Source organism: Sphingobacterium sp. GW821-FHT03E03 (assembly GCF_059420745.1).
The window spans coordinates 12,162-33,271 of the sequence record NZ_JBWKUH010000003.1 but is presented as its reverse complement, the minus strand read 5'-3'; the positions used below and the strand labels follow the sequence as shown (position 1 = coordinate 33,271).

The window sequence follows — 21,110 nt, the reverse complement described above, 5'->3', positions numbered from 1 at the left end:
TTAATTACTATCACATGCTATGCACTATATTCATTCCATAAGAAATACAAAACCAATCGAGGATCGAATAGCTTATCCATTTAATATTGCTTCAATATTGAATTTGAATGAATTACGGTTTAGATCCCCCGTGACCTTTATCATTGGAGAGAATGGTTCGGGTAAGTCCACTCTGGTCGAGGCTATTGCTATTAATGCTGGTTTCAATCCTGAAGGGGGGACTAAGAATTTTAATTTCCATACGAAAGATTCCCATTCCGAACTTTTTAATGACCTGCAGGTCATAAGAACAGCCTTTCGTGAAAATGACGGGTTTTTCTTACGAGCCGAGAGCTTTTATAATGTAGCAACTGAGGTTGATGATGTATTTGAAGATGATTTGGGAGCTCTTGAGACAAATTATGGTGGCTCATTGCATGAATGCTCTCATGGAGAGAGTTTTCTTAATTTAATGCATAAACGCTTTTCGGGACGTGGACTGTATCTGCTTGATGAACCTGAATCGGCACTTTCCATCAATAGTCAATTTCGGCTGCTAACAAGAATAAACCAATTGGTCAACAATAAGTCCCAGTTTATTATTGCTACCCATTCACCAATTTTGCTGGCCTATCCAAATGCAGAGATTTACACTGTGTCTGAATTCGGTTTGCAACAGGTGGAATATGAAGAAACGGAACAGTTTAAACTCTATAAGTATTTTCTGAATAACTATCAGAAGATGGTTACCGAACTCGGTTTACATGAATAGGTATTGATTTAATACTATTTTTTTTACACAATCGATTGATGTACATTTGGTTTCTTTTCATCACAATCTAAGTTCTATCTTCATAAAATAATCCAGATTCCCTGAACAATTATAAATCTGCGCTAGAATCTAGCGGCAGGGGTAGGAACGATGATTATAAAAAAAGAAACGGGCAGTAGCCCATTAGATTATACCCAAATGGAAAGAAAACATTTTATTAAGTATTTTTTTTTAGGTGCCTTATCTTGCCTTTCATTAGGTGGAACTGCGCAGACCTCTACGAAACCTTATTCCGTTCCGCTCGCGGGCAATGCTTTTATTACTACCGGACAAGATGATGGTGCAGAAATTTCAGGACGCAATGGATTGGTGAAATGGTCGAGTGATCAAAGCATTGCATCTGTATATTTCAGAACTGAGAAAACCGGAAACCTTGAATTGAAGCTCAAAGCAAAAGCTGATGCTGGAAATTCCTCCAAAATAGAGATTTCTGCCCTGGGAAAAAAGAGCTCCTTAGATATCAAAGGGGCTGAGCTATCCGAAACAGCGGCCTTGTCTATTCATGTCAAAACACCGGGCTACGTACAGGTGAATTTAAAAGGATTAAGTAAGTCGGGTGATACCTTTGCCAATGTAACGGAATTAATCGTTAGTGGAGAAGCTGCATCTGAAGGTCTTACCTACTCAAATGATCCCGATTATTACTATTGGTCGCGTCGTGGTCCTTCGTGCCACTTAAATTATACAATCCCGAGTGATGGGAATGTCAGCTATTATTACAATGAGGTAACTGTACCAAAAGGAGAAGATAAAATCGGTTCATATTTTATGGCCAATGGTTTTGGTGAGGGCTACTTCGGGATACAAGTGAACTCGGAGACCGAACGACGTATTCTTTTTTCAGTTTGGAGCCCTTTCCATACGGATGATCCCAAAAGTATTCCAGAAGATCAAAAAATCCATTTATTGAAGAAAGGAAAAGACGTGCATACAGGAGAATTTGGCAACGAGGGATCCGGTGGGCAGAGTTACCGTAAATATTTCTGGAAAGCGGGTGAAACCTATAAATTCTTGTTGAAAGGTGTTCCAGATGGAAAAGGAAATACAGACTATACTGCCTGGTTTTTTGTGCCTGAGGAAAATGCATGGAATGTAATCGCCAGTTTCAAACGTCTGCAAACAAATACATATTTAAAAAGATTTCATAGTTTCTTAGAGAATTTTAGTCCGAATCAGGGGTATTTAGGAAGACAGGTGGAATTTAAAAATCAATGGGTTTATGATGGTCAATGGCGCCCTGTTCAATCGGCTTCATTTAGTGTCGATAATACCTACCGTGCTCATCAACGTATTGATGCTATGGGTGGAACGACAAAAAATGGCTACTTTTTAAGAAACGGAGGCTTCTTTAGTGAGATTGTTAAACCGGGCAGCAAGTTTGACCTTGTCAATAAAAATACTGCACCGAAAATTGATTTTGAGAAATTACCATAGCTAAGATCGTAATACAATGATTCTGTAATGGACTGTTACAAAAAGTAATCGCCTGATATTTTAATATCAGGCGATTACTTTTAAATGACTATTTTTCGGAGAGTTTAATATCTCGTTCTACCGATACATTATCGCCAGTAACGGCATTTCCCTCTTTATCTACCAAGGTTAATTTTACTTTGTTATTCCCCATAGGTAAACCCTTAATCTCATAGGGACCCCATTTGTCCAAAGTAAAAGTTTGACCGTTAATATCCGCACTAATCTTGTTACCGTCCGGAGCAATACTTGTGTTGACCAGATAGAAATCTAAAAGGACATTTTTGGTTTCATCACCTTTGTATTCTCCTTTTGGACGAGAATAGAATAAGGATGCTTCTTTAGGTGTCGGCTCCTGTGTCAATTTACCCGTTGCATCTATCTTGAATTTAATCAATTTTGAGGCCTCAGCTGTTTTAATGGATTCGTGATAAGACCGCGACAAAAACGATAGGAGATAATGTTCTGAATTTAAAGCTAAAGTAACACTGTGTTCCGGTTTATATAAGGCAGTATATGGTTTATTGTCCAAAATAAAGTGGATATGCTGTCCATCATGCGAGTTTGCCATATGAGCTGCATGTTCATCCGCTGTCATTTCAGTAAGCTTAAAGTTGCTAACATTATATTTCACGGTAACTTTTGCGGAGTCTGTACCTACTTTTTCAGCGGTTATCGAAGCAATTCCGAGATTCGCTCCTGGAAATTGTTTCGAATCTGCAATCGGACTAACGGAAATGGAATCCATTTTCTGTGCAATACTGGTATCGGCATTGCCCATTGAATCTGTATGGTCGGTGCCCTTTTTGGTTGAATTATTACATCCAATAGCCCCGATTAATAAAGTTAATGCGGCGGTAAAGCCTGTAATTCTGTAGTATTTCATGATATTTTTGTTTAAATTTTTAACACTCAGCATCTTAAATAACAATTGTACGGGATCTTTTGTTTGTAATAATGGTAAAACAACAATTTGATTATCGGAATATGTTATATTCAACTGGAATAAAACTTGTTTAATCGTTCTTGAAAATACGTAACAGCCCAGAACAATCGGAACCTATTATTTGAACAAATAAATATTTTAAAAAAATATTCATATTAGATGTAATAAATAGGAAGCTTGAGATGTCTTGCTTATATAGAATGCAAAAATGGTAAAGGAAATGATATAGTGCGTATTTAAAACGGATAAAGAAAAATTAGGTAAGCTGAAGGTTTGTACGATCAAAATCTCAAATCTAACATCTCAATACTAAATACTAAAATGAACCAAGAGCAATTTAAGAATACCGTTTTCGTCCATAAGGATAAGCTATTTCGCTTTGCGAAACGGATCTTGGTTGATGACGATGAGGCATTTGATGCGGTTCAAAATGTGATGATGCGTCTGTGGCAGGGGAAAGATAAATTGTATCAATATAAGAATTTGGAGGCATTTTGCATGCAGAGTGTTAAAAATGAGGCATTGAACCGGATTAAAAGAGATAAGGTCCGTACAGATTTTGCTGAACAGCATCAGATTATTTCAACAACAGAAAATTCTGTTGAAAATACGAAGGAAATAATTCTGGAAATGATTAACTCGCTGCCTGATAAACAGCGTCTTGTGATGCACCTACGCGATGTGGAGGATTATGATATAGATGAGATCGGTGAAGTATTGGAAATGGGGGAGTCTGCTGTTAGAGTTAATCTGATGCGGGCCAGACAGAAGGTAAAGGAGCAGTTGACAAAATTATTTGATTATGAAAGCTTCAGGATTTATTCAAATAAAAAATAGATCCAATAGCTTCAATAACAGTGAAACTCAAATTTGTAATGATGAAAAACAGAAGATTAGAGGAATTGAAAGATAAATACTTTGATGGTAAGTCGTCATCGGAGGAAGAAAGAGAGCTGAAAAAATCGGATGAACTGTTCTTTCAGCTATTAGATCAGGAAAAGAATGTGAAAATGGACTGGTCGTTTGAGGATTTTGAAAATCAAGTCAAAGCAGATAAGAAAATCATCCGATGGCGAGATAATATCTGGATAAAATATGCTGCTGCGGCAATTCTCCTGGCGGTTATGGGATTGACCTTTTATCTAAATCAAGAGCCAGCAATACAGCCGTCGGTACTTGCTAATAAAGAGATCAAAGAAACTCAAAGACCGTCGACCAAGGTGGTGACGGAGAACAGTGAAGCAACAGCTCATTCGGATGTAGAGACCGTAACAAGCAGAGACAGGAAACGAAGTGCAATGCTCACGGCAAATACTTCGACGCGTTTCAATCAGCGCATACCATCAAAGAGAATGATGGCGAAAAAGAAGAAGGTTGTGCAATCTTTACAACAAATGGAGGAAGGCTATCAAGCGGATTATGTTGTATTAAACGGTAAACCTGTTGCCAACGAAGAGGAGGCTGTAGAACTGACGCTCCGCTCATTGGGATTACTGGCGAATAATCTGGAAAATGGTGTAGATAAAGCAATGAATATAAAACAAATGTCAATATCGATTAACTAAAATAGTATGAAAGGATTATTAATAGCTTGCCTATTACTTGTAGCAAGTATGGCAAACGCACAGATTTCCAAGTTAGATAAACTTTTCGAGCAATATCAAGGGAAAAAAGGAGTAACGACGCTTAAAATTGGAGCCCCTATGTTCAAATTGTTGGGGAACTTAAAAATTGATGATGAGGATATGGAAACGATTACGCCACTACTCAAGAATGTTAAATCTTTACGTATGTTAATTGTAGAAGATGGCGAAGATAAGGACTTGACAGGTATCATTCGTGGTGCGGTTTCAAATTTAAAATACGAGGAACTTATGTCGCTCAACAGTGAAGGTCAAGATATTCGATTCATGGTGGAGAATATGTCTGCGAATGCAGATATCCTAAACAATTTGTTGCTCACAATAAATGGGGATGGGCAAAATTTATTTATGATTCTTGATGGGGCGATACCTTTGAAAGACGTGACTAACTTGGTCAATGAAGGAAACAACAAAGTGAGTAAGGACAAACAGAATAACAATAAAAAGTAGATATTATGAAAAGATTACTAACATTGTTATGCCTTATTGGAGTGCTATTTTCATTGCAATCCTGTATCATCAAAAAAGGCTCCAACATGGATTTTGTTAGGGGATCCAATGTTTCGAATAATGCAGAGATCGTTGCCATTAATTTGCCGATGTGGTTGACAAAACCATTTATCAAAAAGGCATTGCAGGATGAGAACGACGAGGATGCACAGGTCATGGCGGGCATCGTCAAAAAGTTGAAAAAATTCAGGATGATGACATTATCAAACAATGATCGCGAAAAGAATATGTTGATATTGGAAGATTACCATAAGTTTTTAAAGAAGAACAAATTTGAGGAGCTACTGGTGATCAACAGTGAAGGGGAGGAAATATCGATTAATGCACGTATTGATAAAGATAATGTGATCAGCCGGGTTTCGCTATTGGTACATGACGAAGGAGATGAAAGTGTATTTATGGATATAAAAGGTAAGTTTTCACTGGATGAACTTGTTCAGGGATTGAATAAGATAAAATCAAAGGATAAAAAGCTCGCCACAAAGTTGGCTGATACCCATGCTGTAATTCAACAGGAACTTTAGTTCAGACAGAGATTCTTGATTAAACAGCATATAAATGCCCCAAAAACTATTTTAGTTTTTGGGGCATTGTTGTATTATACTTTTTTTTATGAATGAAAGACGATGTCCAAGGCATCGAAAATATGCTTCTTGGCGGTATTTAAATCCGCGTCAGTATGCGCAGCAGAAACAAAACCAACTTCATAGCCCGAAGGACCGAAGTAAACCCCTCTATTCAGGAGTTCGCGGTGCATGATTTTGTATGATTCCATGGAAGCGTGATCAATTTCACTTGCTTTCTTGATATCTTCTTGCTCAGTAAATGCAAACCAGAAGATAGAGGCAACATGGAATAATTGTACTTGATAGCCTTTTTCAGCGATATAATCACGAAGATCCTGAACGAATGCCGCAGTTTTCGTATTTAAGTTTGTGTAGAAATCATCTTGCGCCAAAATAGTCAGGGCTGCAATACCTGCTGCCATGGCCACAGGATTCCCTGACAAGGTACCAGCTTGATAAACGGCACCGTCAGGTGATATACATGCCATAAGCTCTTTGGATGCTCCATAGGCTCCCACTGGCATACCACCGCCTATGATCTTGCCATAGGTAATAATATCTGGCTGTATTTCGTAGTAAGCAGAGGCTCCTTCAAAACCGATCCGGAATCCGGTGATGACCTCATCCATGATTAGCATACTCCCATTTTCTTTTGTGATATCACGCAGGAAATGCATGTATTCTTTGGATTGCATTAATAGACCATTGTTGGCTGGAATACCTTCAATGATTACTGCAGCAATCTGATCTTTAAATTCTGTAAAAGCAGCTCTCAGCGCGTCTTTGTCATTTAATTCGATGACGATTGTTTCCTCTGCAAAAGCTTTGGGAACGCCTGCCGAAGAAGTTTCTCCGAAAGTAACCAATCCAGAACCAGCCTTCACTAAAAGCGAATCCGAATGACCATGGTAACATCCGTCAAATTTGATAATCTTATCGCGTTTGGTATATCCTCTTGCCAAGCGGATTGCGGACATCACAGCCTCGGTTCCTGAACTGACGAAGCGGATTTTCTCGATATATTTATTTTTTTCAATAATTAATTCGGCGAGTTGATTTTCCAGAGCAGTAGGTGCACCAAAACTCAATCCTTTACCTAATTGTGCTGCAACGGCCTCGCGAACTTGATCATTATTGTGTCCCAAAATCAAAGGACCCCACGAACAGCAGAAATCGATGAACTCATTGCCATCGGCATCCCAAAGACGTGCTTTGTCACCTCGTTCTATAAATAATGGGGTGCCAAATACGGATTTAAAAGCCCGAACCGGAGAATTCACACCGCCGGGGAAATATTGTTTTGCTTTTTCAAATAATTCAGCAGATTTTGCTCTTGAAATATCAGGTGCTTGCATAGTCATTATATTTGAATGCGAAGTTATCTTTTTTTGCGAAGATAAGTCTCATGGAAACGTAAGGAATCAAGAATTCAGTGATATTCCTTATTTAAAGGTCAGGGTATCCTCTTTTTTTCGCAATCGTATTTCTTGTTTATTGATAAATAAAGTGATCTCGTTTGCTGCGTTTATTTGACCAAAAAAGGTCCGAAAACTTAATTTCGAACCTTTTTTAGTATTTACTTTTGTCTTTGAGCAATTCGTTGTTTTTAGAGCGAACACCCGATCTTATTTGCCTAAATAAAACCTTTTTCCAGAACTTCTTTGGCGTGGTAGGATAAAATTGCTGTTGCGCCCGCACGTCTGAAACTTAATAACGTTTCCAGGATCACACGTTCATCCAACCAACCATTTTGAATGGCAGCTTTTAACATGGCATACTCACCACTGACATTATACACCGCGATTGGGAGATCAAAATTATCAGCGAGAAGTTTCACAATATCTAAATAAGGAAGCCCTGGTTTAACCATTAGAAAATCCGCACCTTCTTGCGCGTCTAACTGGGCCTCAATAAGTGCTTCCTTTGCATTTGCTGGGTTCATCTGATACGTTTTCTTATCCCCATGTTTAGGAGCAGAACCCAAAGCATCTCTGAAAGGGCCATAATATGCTGATGCATACTTCGCCGTATACGACATTAAAGACACGTTTGTGAAACCATTATGGTCTAATAGCTCACGAATATACCCGATACGTCCGTCCATCATATCGGATGGTGCGATAATATCTGCACCGGACTGCGCATGTGCGAGTGCCATCTTGCCCAATACTTCCAATGTTTCGTCGTTTAGGATCTCGCCATTTTCGACAATTCCATCATGACCATCGCTGCTGTAAGGATCCATCGCTACATCCGTAACAATACAGGCTTCGGGGAAATTTTGCTTTACTGCTGCAATAGCGCGTAAATACAAACTTCCGTCACGGTAACTCTCCGTCGCGTATTTGTCCTTCAATGATTCTTCGATATTGGGAAATAGGTCAAATGAACGTAAGCCTAATTTGAGGCAGCTCTCCACTTCTTTCAATAAATTATCTATTGAATAGCGGTAGATACCCGGCATTGATTTAACCTCGGTTTTTTGATTTTGGCCATCTACAATAAAAAGTGGAAAAATCAAATTTGACGCGTCTAAACGTGTCTCTTGAATCATGTCGCGAATCACGGCAGATTTACGATTTCTTCTCGGACGTTGTAACATTATATTTAATTTATTTATTATCTAGTGATCCAGTGTTGTTCAATTGCAAGGCAGTAATTCCGTTTGCCAACGCTTAATACGCAATACTAAATTCCCAATACCATTTAATATTCCAGGCCAAAAACAGCCTCTGAGAGACCAATTTCGTCTGGTGAATAGGGAAGTGTATAAGGAACATTCATCTCATCAAACTTGGCTCCGGTTGAACGACCGATGCAGATGACTTTTTGTCCCGGTTCTAAAAGATTGTCCGCAAAATAAGCCTCTACATTACTAGGGCTTGTAAATACCAGTACTTCTGCATTGGATGGATCGACGTCCTCTTCCAATACAGTCTCATAGACTGGGATATTAATGATTTTAGTCTCTGGGCTTAATGCTTTCTGAATAGTCTCAAGCGATTCCTTTGCGCGCGGGATAAGTACCGTTCCACCATTTGCCAATTCGGCAAATTTCTTGGCGATTTCATCCATGTTAATACCTTCGCTGTCACCGGAAAAATCCGCTACACGATCGTACTTACGTAGTATTTCTTCCGAACCACGGCCGATAACGCCTATTTTGGTCTTTTTACTTAACCGCGGCTCCAGATTGAAGAAATGCTCAATCCCGTTCTTACTTGAAAATATGATCCAATCGACATGTTTTAAGATAAAAGGATCCAACTTATTGATGATCGGAAATATTTTGATCAATGAACGGCCTTCGATAGTGATATTATGTTTGGCCATCGCACGGGCGAAGTAGGAATTTTCGTCTACCTCCCTGGAAATAAAGACAGATTGCGGCAACTTACGATCTTTTGCGTACTTACTGAAAATACGCTCAGCCAGTCGGGTTGGATCAGTATCTCTCAAGTATACACGGTCAGGAAAGTCTTCACTTGTATCGGCAATGGAAGCCCAAGCTTCGTACTCATCACCACTTTTGCGGCAATAACATCCGAGTGGTGCATGACATCCAGCGTCAAATTTGTTCAATACCAAACGTTCTACAGCGATGGTTGTAGCGACCTCATTGTTATTTAGTGGTTGCAATGCAGCAAAGAGTTCTTTATCGACTTCACGGATCTGAATCGCTAATACACCCTGTGCTGGAGCTGGGATAATTTCTACTGGTGGAATTTCTTCGACATGAAAATCTGTGATATCCATTTCGATACGGCTGATACCGGCTTTTGCCAGCACAATCGCATCGTATTGTTCGTCCCGCAGCTTCTGCATTCTTGTCTGGAGGTTACCTCTTAGATCATCGAATTCCAGGTCTGGACGTAAAGCTGATATTTGTGCTTTTCTACGGTTGGAAGATGTTCCGACAGTTGCGTTATGTTTTAGGGATAGACGCTTCTTGATATCTACACAATCCTTGTGGATAATCAATAATTCGGAAGGATCCTCCCGTTCAGAAACGGCGGCAATAATCAATCCCGGCGGATTGATTGTAGGTAAATCTTTGTGTGAGTGTACAGCTAAATCAATGGTCCCGTTTAAAAGTTCTTCCTCAAGTTCTTTGGTGAAAAATCCTTTACCTTCCAATTTATCCAGACGGAGGTGCTGAATAATATCACCTTGAGTTTTGATGACTTTTAACTCTGCTTCGATACCGATTTCCTGTAGTCGGTCTTTCACAAAATTTGCCTGCCACATTGCAAGAACACTTCCCCGGGTGCCAATAATTAGTTTTCTATTCACGTTATTTTACTTTACCTATTAAAATGTGTTTAATACCATTTATCGAAGCAAAAATAAATAAATAGGTGGAATATGTTGACACGTTACTGTCATTATCTAAAAGGAAATGATTGATAAACCGAAAACTAGAATAGAGGTAGGGCTATGACAAAAAGGAAACCGCATACGAACACCAGTGTTGGTCGCATGTTAAGAAAGTAACACATATATTTTGTCAGGAAATGATTGCAGGGATATGATTGCAATTAGTTTTTCTCGGTCTCAGGTGTTTTAACCAAAATCTCTTTCGCCATTACCATTGGAACTTTGATGTATTTCTTTTCCATATAGTTGATGACTTTTTCCAATACTTCTCTTGCTTCAGGTGTCAATGCCTGTACTTCTTGTGCAAAGACCTCGTTTAAAGCAAATGATTTGATTTCTTTAATTTTTTCAGGAACTTCACGCATGGCAACCTCTACGCGTCTCTGTTTGATGAGTGGTAAGAATTCCTGAATATTGTCTTGGATGATTTTTTCTGCACTATCCAACTCATTATAACGTTCCTGGATATTTTTCTCCGCAATAGCTTGTAGACTACTGACTTCGATGTAATGAATCGGGTGATTTTTGACAACTTCGGCATCAATATCATTTGGAACAGCTAAATCAATGATAATTTTCTTGTCGGTTTCACCATTTAATAGTGATTGGTACAAGGTATTATCAATAATTGATGTGGGAGCACCGGTACATGTAATCAGAATATCAAAACCTTCTTTGTATTCGCCAATGCTAGCAAGCGGATAAGCCTCAGCATTTAACTCCTCAGCTAATGCTTTTGCGTTTTCAAGTGTGCGATTAAAAACGACAAATTTGGCTTTTTGATTTTTTTGGAAATATTTCGCTAAGTTTTGGTTTGTTTCCCCTGATCCGATAATGACGATTCTAGGGTTTTCAATTAACTTTAATTCGCGTAGTTTGCGGTAGGCAAGGGATACAACAGAAATCGGGTTTCTGGAAATTTTAGTATAGGTATAAACTTCTTTTGCTGTCTTTACCAGTCTGTCCATCATTAGACGAAGGAAATCACCCGTAAAACCGGCTTCTCTACAGCGATCATAAGCTCTACGTACCTGCGCCAAAATTTCTTTTTCGCCAACAACAAGGCTTTCAAGTGAGCAGGACATACGAAGTAAATGATGTAAGGCATCCATTCCTTCATATTTGTTGACCTGACCCAAATAACATTGAAGTCGCTCTTGCGGAACACAGAAATTCAATTTTCCCATAAACTCCGCAATAAATTCGTTGGTCAATTCGTGAGCTCCATAAAATACAAACTCTACTCGGTTACAAGTACCAATGTAAAAGATCTCCGGAATATCTAGGCTGTGTTTTAGGCTAATGAGGCGACTTTCTAAATCCTCATTGCAGATCACTAGATTACCTAGATCTTTTAATTCGACATGTTTATGAGTAAACGCTAATACTTTAAGATTTTTCAAAGCTCTAATCCCTCGCTTATATTTAACGGTACAAATGTAGCTTAAATGCTTTGTGCTTGTGTCAAAAATCTGTCAAAGGGATTAATTTAGAAAGATTTTAAATAGATGTTTTTTGTGTTTAATTGACTGTATTTTAGCTTGTTATATTTTGTTTTTCGATTAGATGATTTTCATCACCTATCAGCGTGATGAAAATCTCAGCCAAATGAAGTTGTAAAACTAGTTATTAGTGGCAGTATCTGTTTGCACTGAGTCTACCGTTATATCTTCCAATTCCTCCATATAAGGGCCCTCTTCAGAAGTGGTTGCTTCTTGAATTTCACTGTCACTATACTGATAATAGGTATCAAAAGTTTTTGTTCCTTTATTGTAAATCAAAGCATATTTAGAACTTTTATTTTTAACAATAATTCCATCGGCCGGAGCGGGAACTAATTTCATCTCATCCATAAAAATCTTCTGTCCTTTTTTAAAACTATTGATCAAAGGAAGTTCACTGGAATATTCTTTCCAAAACAAGATATCTCCTTTTGCTGATATAATCCAGATCGCACTGCTTTGATAGTCATTTTTTTCCACAAGAAACGCCATTTCTTTGTTCCAATTGTCCGCGTCATGACGATCAGTAAAATTACCGTAACAGAATACCGATTTTGCACGATCCTTTATACGGGTAAATTTATAGATGGGTTTATCACCAGAAGGTTCAAGGTAGCTATTCCCCATAAAGATTTTTGTAATGCCTCTGCGGTAACGTAATGGAATATTGTCATATTCAGGGATTGTAAAGATGGCATTGTTCCAATGGACGTAGTCATCAATGGAGCTCCAGCCATCAGCCTCTTCGAGATCTTTTGGATCTGCATTCTCAAATCCGTCCACGGCTGTTGCTGCACTATCTACAGGTATGGCATCAAGGTCTTGCTGCTGGACAAAATTGTAATATCCTCCGCCGGCAAGTATGGCCAATAGCAAGACAATTCCAATAATAATATATATTTTTTTCTTTGATTTTGGCAGTGGTGACTGTTCCGCTGCAGTTTCTTCAAATGCTCTTTTCATGTTCAATATCCGGGTTTAATTTTAAATAAACTTTCAGGTAGGAATTCCTTTCAGATACTCTTCTAACCCAGTTATTATGCAATCAATTTTGCTTGCTTTACTGTTGTTTTTTGAGGTATAGCTCCATGTTCGGAATTCTGTACGAGAATTTCGTTTTAAAAATAGATTAATTTTTCAGAAAATTGAAGACAAGTTATATAAGTGACAATATTCAACTTATATTCGTGTCAATTTTAAAGTAATTTGAACCATGGTCATCATTAGGAAGTATTTTGCCATTGTTGGACTTATCATTTGTTTTTTGTCCAGTATGACTCCATTTTTAAAAGTTCCTATCAAAGGTAACTGGAACCTTTATCAGGTGGACGCCTATTTATTTTTTATCACTATGCTGATTTTGGGAATAACAGCATTGTTATTTTTTGTTCGTGCAGTTCGCGCCTATCAATGGATGACCAGATTGGCAGCATGTTGGTATCTATTAAGTGTTTCTGCGGTATGGTTTAAAATCAACAACTATTTTGACTGGGGTTTTGCGGACAAACTGCTTTCCAAATCACTCCATATGCGTTGGGGCTGGATAGTCTATTTAATCGGGATCCTACTGTTATTGTTGAGCACAAAGAAGATTGGGTCAACAAATGAGTAATGCATTAAAAAATAAGCTAGATAATTTATCTAGCTTATTTTTTGTTTGGACGATGCGGTATAAAATGTGTCTTTAGTTTATCTAGTCCTAAATCCTCTTCGATTTTGTCCAGTTCATAAGACCAGATTTTTTCATCCAAAATTTCATGAAGCATCTTTGGATTAGTCAGGTCCACAGGACGCACACGTTGTTCCTTATTGATCGGATTAGTAAGTTCCTGCAAACTGCTGCTATGTCTAATGATTTGAAAACGGAATGTTGGCCATTTACCCACATTGGCAAAGTTTCCTGTATAGAACTGGATGAAATCATGTGGTGGTATTTTATTGCTAAAAAGTCCTTTCACTTTATTCGCTGTAGCTTCAGAAACCGATACGAGGAGTTCATAACTTGTCTCATTGACGATATGCAACTTGGCTAATCCATCTTTGTGATCGCCGGAAATGGCCAGTAAAATCCCTTTTTCGATAAATCGGTTTGGGGTCAATGGAGTTGCATGTTGATCAAGCTCATCATCCGCTCGGCGCATATTTCCAAAAACGAGGGTTATCTTGTCCATAGGAACAGGAATTTCGAATCCTGTTTCATCCGTTACTCCTACAATATTGTTGGCTTGCATGGAAGTGATATGCCCTTCAATGGGCTCATCAACGAACCTGACTAAGTCGCCTATTCTAAATTTCATGGTTAATTTATTTTTGTATCTATAATATGTAATAGCTTTTCAAGATCTGCATGGTCATTGTAGAGGTGGAATCCAACACGAATGCCAGTACCGCGAGGAAAACATTTTATACCCTCATCTATCAGGAGTTGAAAATTGTTTGGATTAATCTGTATATTGAAGATATTGCTTTGTGGACGTCTATTGATAATGCTATCAAGTACTAGCCCTCTATTGGCCAGTTCACCCCTTGCTTGCGCCAACAGATCTTGTGTGTATGAAACGGTTTCAGCATAACCCCATTGTTCAAACTGCATCAGAGACTGTTGCAGGGTTCCATGAGCTAAGGTGTCCAAATGCCCCGGTTCAAAGCAAAGTTGAACAACAGATTTATTCATCCATTGATTGTTGAGATAACTGTAGTTTTTCTGTACGTCAGCATAGAGGATTTCTTTAAGCTGATCGTTTAATAGAATAAAACCATTTCCGAATCCAGCCATAAGCCATTTATATCCGCTACTTAGTACGGCGTCGAAGCCTGAAGTATTAAAATCAAATAAATCTGTTCCTAAAAATTGTGTACCATCACCAATAATTAGCAATTCAGGATGCTGATGTTTTAATTCCTGTATAAAAGAAAGGTCTATTTTTAAACCAGAGATATACTGAACAATTGATAGAATAAGTACATCTGGCTTAAAGGTAGCTATAGCATCCAATATATTAGCCTCAAGCTGTTCGTCCATAGTGACGAAGCTGTGCTCAAACCCAGTTATTATTGTTGGGAAATTTACCGAAGGATAATCATTGTCCAAAAGCAAAACCTTATAATGTTTAGGTAGGCCCGCTAACAATGCGTTGAATGCAAAAGAAAAGCAGCTTGACAGAAACACGTTGTTCCCGGAGCAATTGAAGAATTGTCCAAGTGTATTTCGGCAGGAATCCAATGCCGCACCCTGTTGTTCACGAAGTGTTGTGTTCGAATCATGGAATTCTTGATCCCGTTGCGCACGCCATTGCTTTGTTTCACGTGAAAGTAGACCTGAGCCAGGTGTAGTCAAGTAAGTTATCGCTGTGTCAATATCAAAATGTTTGCTATAGGGACTGTTCATATCTTGGATCTTTTGTTAGTATTGCTAAATAATCTGATAAGGGAAGGTATTCACCGCCCATACTCTCCAAATGGATGGTATGAAATTGGCAGTCAATCAACTGTAGGTCTATTTCCTGTGCTAGATAGATCAATGCAGCTTTGGATGCATTTGGTACTTTGGAAAACATGCTTTCACCGCAAAATACACCATTGATCAGAACGCCATAAAGTCCGCCTACAAGTACCCCCTCTTGCCATACTTCAACAGAATGGGCATAGCCCATGGTATATAGGGCTGTATAGGCCCTGATCATGTCTTCTGTGATCCATGTTCCATCCTGATCCTTTCTATTGATCGAAGAACAGGACTTAATGACTTCATTGAAGTTTTGGTCTATGGAGATCGAAAATGTATTCTTCCGTATACAGGAAGCCATACTTTTACTGATCTTTATCTTGGATGGATAAATAACGAACCGTGGATTAGGTGCATACCATAATATTGGACTATCATCACTAAACCAAGGAAAAATACCATTGCTATAAGCTAATAATAGCCGTTCAGCCGAAAGGTCACCTCCGATGGCCAATAGGCCATCTTTTTCGGCGTAGCTCGGATGTGGAAAATCCAGCTTTTTGCTATCCAGTTCAAATATCATTGATTCTTAGATCAGCCAGTTTAAGGTACATTATTCTTCTGGTTGGCGTGGCTCTTTACTTATTTCTTCAAATAATTTGTCCATGTGCTCCACATATTCATTGGTGTCATCAAGGAAAAAGTCCAATTGAGGGACAATTTTTACCTGGTTTTTAATTTTTGATCCCAACTTATAGCGTATCTCAGATGTTTTGGTACGGATAGCTTTAATATCTTCTTGTGCAGTCTTCGTGTTTAGAAAGCTTAAATAAACACGTGCGATAGCTAGATCGGGAGTAACTCGAACACGTGTAACCGTAATGAATGCCCCTGGAGCCCATACCTTGCCATCGCGTTGAAATAATGCTGCTAAATCCTGTTGAATGACCCCAGCAAAACGTTGCTGTCTCTTGCTTTCTGTTCCCATCGTATACGTTTTATGTTGAATATTCTCAATATGATACACAAAGATAAGTATTTTAGGCAAGAATATACGCTACATGTTGACTAACTCCAGTGGTATGAATACGAAAAAAGGCACATCTTGGTTTGACGTGCCTTTAAATTTCGATTCACAATTGGTTAGGTAATTTCTTGCAAGTTTTAAGACGTTGGGGTCTATCATATTTGGTTCTAAAATTCGGTGTATTTAAAGTGGTAAGTATTTACTAACCTTACCGGCTTTTATTTTTTCATCTCCCTTACACTACAAACATAGGAATACTTAAAAAACTGACAAAATAAGTTTTAAAAATAAAGTGAGTGGTTACTTATAAAATGTGTTTATTGCGATTTAACAAACTTTTAACATTTGTTTTTTTTTGTAACAGGTTTTTTTCTACGTCAAAAATTCTACTTTTTACCCTTTCCATGAATAATGTTGAACCTAAAACAGCTTGGCATTGATATAACCATTTGCAATTGGTATTTTTGTCATGTTAATAATAGATGTACATATCCGTAATCAAATCGATCGTTTTAGAACCGCAGATAGTATAATGAGCCTATGATTGTTTCATGCGCAAAAAACAAATCGGATATAGCGTATGATCGTGTTGGATATAAAAACTTTATCGCCGTAAGGCATATAAATGTCTTTAACGCGGGGATGTAGTGACATACAAATAAATATTCAGAGAAAATTATTGTGGGCTATGATCAGCAGCTAAACCGAAATGAATAATCGGCTCATCATAATTTCGTTATCATAAAACAAAATATATTAATATATTAATGAAAATCTGGCAAAAAAATATAGATGTTGATTCATTTGTGGAATCATTTACTGTAGGTAATGACCGTGTGATGGACCTACAACTTGCGGCAGCGGACGTATTGGGCTCTTTGGCGCATACACGTATGTTAAATAGTATCAACCTCATGACTGATGAAGATCTTGTTGTGGTACAGAAGGAATTGAAAAATATCTATAAAGAAATTTTAGCAGGGGATTTTCAGATTGAAGATTCGGTAGAAGACGTACATTCACAGGTTGAGATGCTACTTACACAGCGTATTGGTGAAGCAGGTAAAAAAATTCATTCAGGTCGATCCCGCAATGATCAGGTACTCGTAGATCTGAAATTATACTTCCGTTCCGAAATCCAAAATATTATTCAGAATACGGAGTCTTTCTTCAATGAATTGATTCAACTTAGTGAGCGTTATAAGCATGTTTTGATTCCGGGATATACACATCTTCAAATTGCGATGCCTTCATCCTTTGGTTTGTGGTTTGGCGCCTATGCAGAAAGTTTAGTGGATGACCTTGAAATGATGAAAGCTGCATGGAAGGTCTGTAATAAGAACCCCCTGGGATCTGCTGCGGGCTATGGTTCATCTTTTCCACTAAATAGAACGATGACAACCCAGTTATTGGGCTTTGAAGATTTGAATTATAATGTGGTTTATGCACAGATGGGGAGAGGAAAGACCGAGCGTATTCTGGCACAGGGGATGAGTTCTATTGCGGCAACCCTAGCTAAATTCGCGATGGATGTCTGTCTATATATCAATCAAAATTTTGGTTTTATATCCTTTCCGGCACATTTGACAACGGGCTCCAGTATAATGCCACATAAAAAGAACCCTGATGTATTTGAGCTAATTCGGTCCCGTTGTAATAAAATTCAGGCCTTACCGAATGAAATTGCTTTGATGACAACGAACCTTCCTTCAGGTTATCACAGAGATCTCCAGCTGTTGAAAGAAAATCTCTTCCCAGCATTTAAGTCACTTAATGAATGTCTTGAAATAGCTACGTTTATGCTGGCAAATATTTCTGTAAAAGACAATATTCTTGATGATCCCAAATACGATTATCTATTCTCGGTAGAGGTTGTAAACAATGAGGTGCTCAAAGGCGTGCCTTTCCGCGAAGCATATCGGACTATTGGTATTGATATTGATGAGGGACGTTTCAAACCATCGAAAGAAGTAAATCATACACATGAAGGTAGTATTGGGAATCTATGTAATGATCAGATTCAGCGCATGTTTCAGCAGGTGAAAGCGACTTTCGAATTCGAAAAAGTAGAAAAGGCCCTGGAAGAATTGGTGAAATAAGAGCGGTGTGTGTCCTTGAGTCTATGAATGAAATTAATGCGTGTTCACTGAGGGGAATAGGCTCTTAAATACAATGAGAAAAGACCAAATTCTTTAAGAATTTGGTCTTTTCTTGTTATTTCTTTATTGAAAACTTGAAGTGTGTTTCTGAATCAAATTGCGCTCCGGCTTTTAACAAGGTTGAAGGAAATTCCCTTTGATTGGGACTATCGGGGAAATGCTGTGTTTCTAGACAAAATCCCGCATAGGGCAAATATTTATTTCCTCTTTTACCGATGTCGTTTCCTGTCATCCAATTCCCTGTGTAAAGCTGCAAGCCTGGCTCGGTAGTGAATACATCCAGCTGTATTCCTGTGTTTTTTGAATAGACTGTTGCACAGGGCTGCGAGATTGGTTTATTATTGACATAACAATGATCGTAACCTTTGGCCGAAATAAGCTGTTCATCATTTTCTGTGATGTCCTGCGCAATCTTTTTTGGGGTTCTAAAGTCAAAAGGAGTGCCTTCAACTGGTACGATCGCGTTGGGTATTTGATTTTCATCAACAAATAGCACCTCATCTGAATTTATTTGAAGCACCTGTTGCAATACATCTCCACTTCCTTCCCCATCAAGATTGAAATAAGTGTGATTTGTTAAATTAACATGTGTGTCAGCATCTGATTGCGCGTGGTATTTGATGACGATTTCGTTGTTTCTGGTTAGGGTATAAGAAACCATTACTTTTATATTCCCAGGGAAGCCTTCTTCACCATCTTTAGAAACATAGTAAAATTCTACATGGGATTGATAGGTCACTCTGCGATCCCAAACTTTATCGTGGAAGCCTGAGATACCGCCATGCAAACAATTGATCCCATTATTTTGAGGAAGTGTATACTGATTCCCATTAATTTCAAATTTGCCATTTGCAATACGGTTTGCAAAACGGCCAGCAGTACAGCCATGGTATTTTTCGTCTGATTCCAGATAGCCCTGTATTGAATCAAAGCCTAGGGCTACATCAACCAGATTACCTTTGTTGTCGGGGACTAAGATACTGACAATGCGCGCGCCATAATCCGTTAAGAGCACCTGCATACCACCCTCATTTTTTAATAAAAGTAAATGGGTGTTTTTTCCTTCTATAATGCCTTCAAAATATTTTGGAATAAGTGATTGATATTTAGTCATGATTGTTCCTATTGGTATTGAAAGTTAAAGATACAGAATATAACCTGTATAAAAATGACCTCGGTAACAGCTGCCTGTAAAATTTGTCATTTTGAGATTTGGTTCAAACCAATTATTGGAGAAATGGTATATTTGCGCTATGTCTGAAAAAATGAACTGGAAAGATTTGCTTTCTGCAAAACGCTGGGGGTATGAAGATAGAACAGCTGATAGCTACCTTGTGGCTCGATCGGAATTTCAACGGGATTATGATCGGTTGATTTTTTCTTCCCCATTTCGAAGATTACAGAATAAAACTCAGGTTTTTCCGCTTCCAGGGGCTGTGTTTGTACACAATAGGTTGACACACAGTTTGGAAGTAGCCAGTGTAGGTCGCTCACTCGGCCGTATGTTCTATGCACAGTTAAAGGAAGAAAACCCAAATATAGACACCGAATATCCGTTCCTACAAGAGGTTGGAAATATTATCTCAGCGGCTTGTCTCTCTCATGATTTGGGGAACCCTGCATTTGGACACTCAGGGGAGTCTGCGATATCTACCTACTTCACAGATGGAGATGGACGGAAATATCAGGAACAGGTAACAGCCGAAGAATGGGCAGATCTAACCCATTTTGAAGGTAATGCCAATGCCCTGCGGATTTTGACTCACGCTTTTCAGGGAAAAGATCCAAAAGGATTTGCCTTGACCTATACCTCATTGGCATCTATTGTGAAATATCCGTGTTTAGCTATTGATGGGCATGTCAAAAAAAGCCACCATCGCAAAAAATATGGTTTTTTTACAGAGGAGCAAAAAGCTTTTGAGAAAATTGCGGACGAGTTAGGGTTACTAAAAGATCCTTCCAATCCCAAGGGTTATTTGAGACATCCCTTGGTGTATCTTGTAGAAGCTGCCGACGATATCTGTTATAATATCATTGATCTGGAAGATGCACATCATCTGAAAATATTATCCTACCAAGAAGTAGAAGAACTTTTGTTGCCATTATGTGGTTCCGAAAATCTTCGTGACCGATTGGACGGTTTGCTGGATACACCGAGTCGCGTGGCACTATTGCGGGCTAAGGCGATCAACACCCTGATCAAGGGTTGTGTTGATGTATTTGTTCGTGAACAAGAGCAATTTTTATCTGGGACTTTTTCATCCGCATTAATGGATGCGCTGGATGACAGTATTGTAAAGCAAATGAACAAAATCTCAAAAATATCCATTGCGAAGATTTATAATGCACCAACGGTAGTCCAGATTGAGATTGCCGGTTATCGGGTGATGGATGCCTTATTAAAGGAGTTTGTACCGGCATACCTTAAAAAGAACAAAAATAATTACGACAAGAAATTAGTCGCTTTAATTCCGGAGCAGTTTTATACAGACAAACAGGACTCCTATTCCAAAATCCGTTCTGTGCTGGATTTTGTTTCTGGAATGACCGATGTATATGCCATCGAACTCTATCGTAAGATTAAAGGAATAACAATTCCGAGTATCGAATAGGTTTGCGAACAATTTAGTTTGTTAACTTGTGATCCTGGT

Annotated in this window: 20 protein-coding genes; 9 read left to right on the top strand and 11 right to left on the bottom strand. The window is 38.5% G+C overall.

Going from position 1 to position 21,110, the window contains the following annotated elements; genetic code table 11:
* Positions 1–19: 19 nt before the first annotated feature.
* Positions 20–751, top strand: coding sequence for an AAA family ATPase (locus AC07UV_RS05125; protein ID WP_282250565.1), 732 nt, complete (start codon positions 20–22; stop codon positions 749–751).
* A 198-nt stretch (positions 752–949) separates the two neighbouring features.
* Positions 950–2,245, top strand: a complete 1,296-nt coding sequence (locus AC07UV_RS05120; RefSeq protein WP_495182943.1) for a DUF3472 domain-containing protein — start codon at positions 950–952, stop codon at positions 2,243–2,245.
* A gap of 88 nt (positions 2,246–2,333) precedes the next feature.
* On the opposite strand, the gene AC07UV_RS05115 is transcribed toward AC07UV_RS05120, so the two are convergent.
* Positions 2,334–3,170, bottom strand: coding sequence for a hypothetical protein (locus AC07UV_RS05115; protein WP_495182942.1), 837 nt, complete (start codon positions 3,168–3,170; stop codon positions 2,334–2,336).
* Positions 3,171–3,551: 381 nt separating this feature from the next.
* Between AC07UV_RS05115 and AC07UV_RS05110 the strand changes: the two genes are divergently transcribed.
* Genes AC07UV_RS05110 through AC07UV_RS05095 form a run of 4 tightly spaced genes read left to right on the top strand, consistent with a single transcriptional unit; the run spans position 3,552 to position 5,907 of the window.
* On the top strand, positions 3,552–4,067 hold the full coding sequence (locus AC07UV_RS05110) for a GFO_1088 family ECF-type sigma factor (RefSeq protein WP_495182941.1): 516 nt from the start codon (positions 3,552–3,554) through the stop codon (positions 4,065–4,067).
* A gap of 38 nt (positions 4,068–4,105) precedes the next feature.
* Positions 4,106–4,795 (top strand): hypothetical protein, encoded by a 690-nt coding sequence (locus tag AC07UV_RS05105; RefSeq protein ID WP_495182940.1) that lies wholly within the window; start codon positions 4,106–4,108, stop codon positions 4,793–4,795.
* A 6-nt stretch (positions 4,796–4,801) separates the two neighbouring features.
* The gene (locus AC07UV_RS05100; RefSeq protein WP_120261681.1) at positions 4,802–5,323 is read left to right on the top strand and encodes a DUF4252 domain-containing protein; all 522 of its coding nucleotides are present in this window, start codon (positions 4,802–4,804) and stop codon (positions 5,321–5,323) included.
* A gap of 5 nt (positions 5,324–5,328) precedes the next feature.
* A complete protein-coding gene (locus AC07UV_RS05095) occupies positions 5,329–5,907 on the top strand; it encodes a DUF4252 domain-containing protein (RefSeq protein WP_495182939.1) in 579 nt (192 codons plus the stop codon).
* A gap of 86 nt (positions 5,908–5,993) precedes the next feature.
* On the opposite strand, the gene hemL is transcribed toward AC07UV_RS05095, so the two are convergent.
* From hemL to AC07UV_RS05070, 5 genes are all read right to left on the bottom strand, one after another.
* A complete protein-coding gene (gene hemL, locus AC07UV_RS05090) occupies positions 5,994–7,304 on the bottom strand; it encodes a glutamate-1-semialdehyde 2,1-aminomutase (protein ID WP_495182938.1) in 1,311 nt (436 codons plus the stop codon).
* A 278-nt stretch (positions 7,305–7,582) separates the two neighbouring features.
* Positions 7,583–8,551 carry a porphobilinogen synthase gene (gene hemB, locus AC07UV_RS05085; protein ID WP_282250551.1) on the bottom strand — a complete coding sequence of 323 codons (969 nt, stop codon included), beginning with the start codon at positions 8,549–8,551 and terminating at the stop codon, positions 7,583–7,585.
* Between the two features lie 104 nt (positions 8,552–8,655).
* Positions 8,656–10,242, bottom strand: a complete 1,587-nt coding sequence (gene hemC, locus AC07UV_RS05080) for a hydroxymethylbilane synthase (RefSeq protein WP_282250549.1) — start codon at positions 10,240–10,242, stop codon at positions 8,656–8,658.
* Between the two features lie 245 nt (positions 10,243–10,487).
* Positions 10,488–11,729: a glutamyl-tRNA reductase gene (hemA, locus tag AC07UV_RS05075; RefSeq protein ID WP_495182937.1), complete on the bottom strand. Its 1,242-nt coding sequence runs from the start codon at positions 11,727–11,729 to the stop codon at positions 10,488–10,490.
* Between the two features lie 219 nt (positions 11,730–11,948).
* Positions 11,949–12,791, bottom strand: a complete 843-nt coding sequence (locus tag AC07UV_RS05070) for a hypothetical protein (RefSeq protein ID WP_495182936.1) — start codon at positions 12,789–12,791, stop codon at positions 11,949–11,951.
* Between the two features lie 250 nt (positions 12,792–13,041).
* Here AC07UV_RS05070 and AC07UV_RS05065 point away from each other — a divergent pair, with 250 nt between their 5' ends.
* Positions 13,042–13,440 carry a hypothetical protein gene (locus AC07UV_RS05065; RefSeq protein WP_335994593.1) on the top strand — a complete coding sequence of 133 codons (399 nt, stop codon included), beginning with the start codon at positions 13,042–13,044 and terminating at the stop codon, positions 13,438–13,440.
* A 34-nt stretch (positions 13,441–13,474) separates the two neighbouring features.
* On the opposite strand, the gene AC07UV_RS05060 is transcribed toward AC07UV_RS05065, so the two are convergent.
* From AC07UV_RS05060 to rbfA, 4 genes are read right to left on the bottom strand one after another with little or no spacing between them, the layout of a single operon-like run.
* Positions 13,475–14,125: a DUF8465 domain-containing protein gene (locus tag AC07UV_RS05060; protein ID WP_495182935.1), complete on the bottom strand. Its 651-nt coding sequence runs from the start codon at positions 14,123–14,125 to the stop codon at positions 13,475–13,477.
* Positions 14,126–14,127: 2 nt separating this feature from the next.
* Positions 14,128–15,216, bottom strand: a complete 1,089-nt coding sequence (locus AC07UV_RS05055) for an aminotransferase class V-fold PLP-dependent enzyme (RefSeq protein WP_495182934.1) — start codon at positions 15,214–15,216, stop codon at positions 14,128–14,130.
* Complete coding sequence (gene aat / locus AC07UV_RS05050; RefSeq protein WP_495182933.1) at positions 15,200–15,856, bottom strand: leucyl/phenylalanyl-tRNA--protein transferase; 657 nt, start codon at positions 15,854–15,856, stop codon at positions 15,200–15,202. Before aat ends, AC07UV_RS05055 begins: the two co-directional genes overlap by 17 nt.
* A 30-nt stretch (positions 15,857–15,886) precedes the next feature.
* Positions 15,887–16,261 carry a 30S ribosome-binding factor RbfA gene (gene rbfA / locus AC07UV_RS05045; RefSeq protein ID WP_495182932.1) on the bottom strand — a complete coding sequence of 125 codons (375 nt, stop codon included), beginning with the start codon at positions 16,259–16,261 and terminating at the stop codon, positions 15,887–15,889.
* Positions 16,262–17,067: 806 nt separating this feature from the next.
* Here rbfA and argH point away from each other — a divergent pair.
* Positions 17,068–18,399: an argininosuccinate lyase gene (gene argH / locus AC07UV_RS05040; protein ID WP_282250538.1), complete on the top strand. Its 1,332-nt coding sequence runs from the start codon at positions 17,068–17,070 to the stop codon at positions 18,397–18,399.
* A gap of 115 nt (positions 18,400–18,514) precedes the next feature.
* Here the strand turns inward: argH and AC07UV_RS05035 are convergent, their stop codons facing one another.
* Entirely contained in the window at positions 18,515–19,573 is a 1,059-nt protein-coding gene (locus AC07UV_RS05035) for an aldose epimerase family protein (RefSeq protein WP_495182931.1), read from the bottom strand.
* A 139-nt stretch (positions 19,574–19,712) separates the two neighbouring features.
* On the opposite strand from AC07UV_RS05035, the gene AC07UV_RS05030 reads away from it, so the two are divergent.
* On the top strand, positions 19,713–21,071 hold the full coding sequence (locus AC07UV_RS05030) for a deoxyguanosinetriphosphate triphosphohydrolase (RefSeq protein WP_495182930.1): 1,359 nt from the start codon (positions 19,713–19,715) through the stop codon (positions 21,069–21,071).
* The last annotated feature ends 39 nt before the right edge of the window (positions 21,072–21,110 follow it).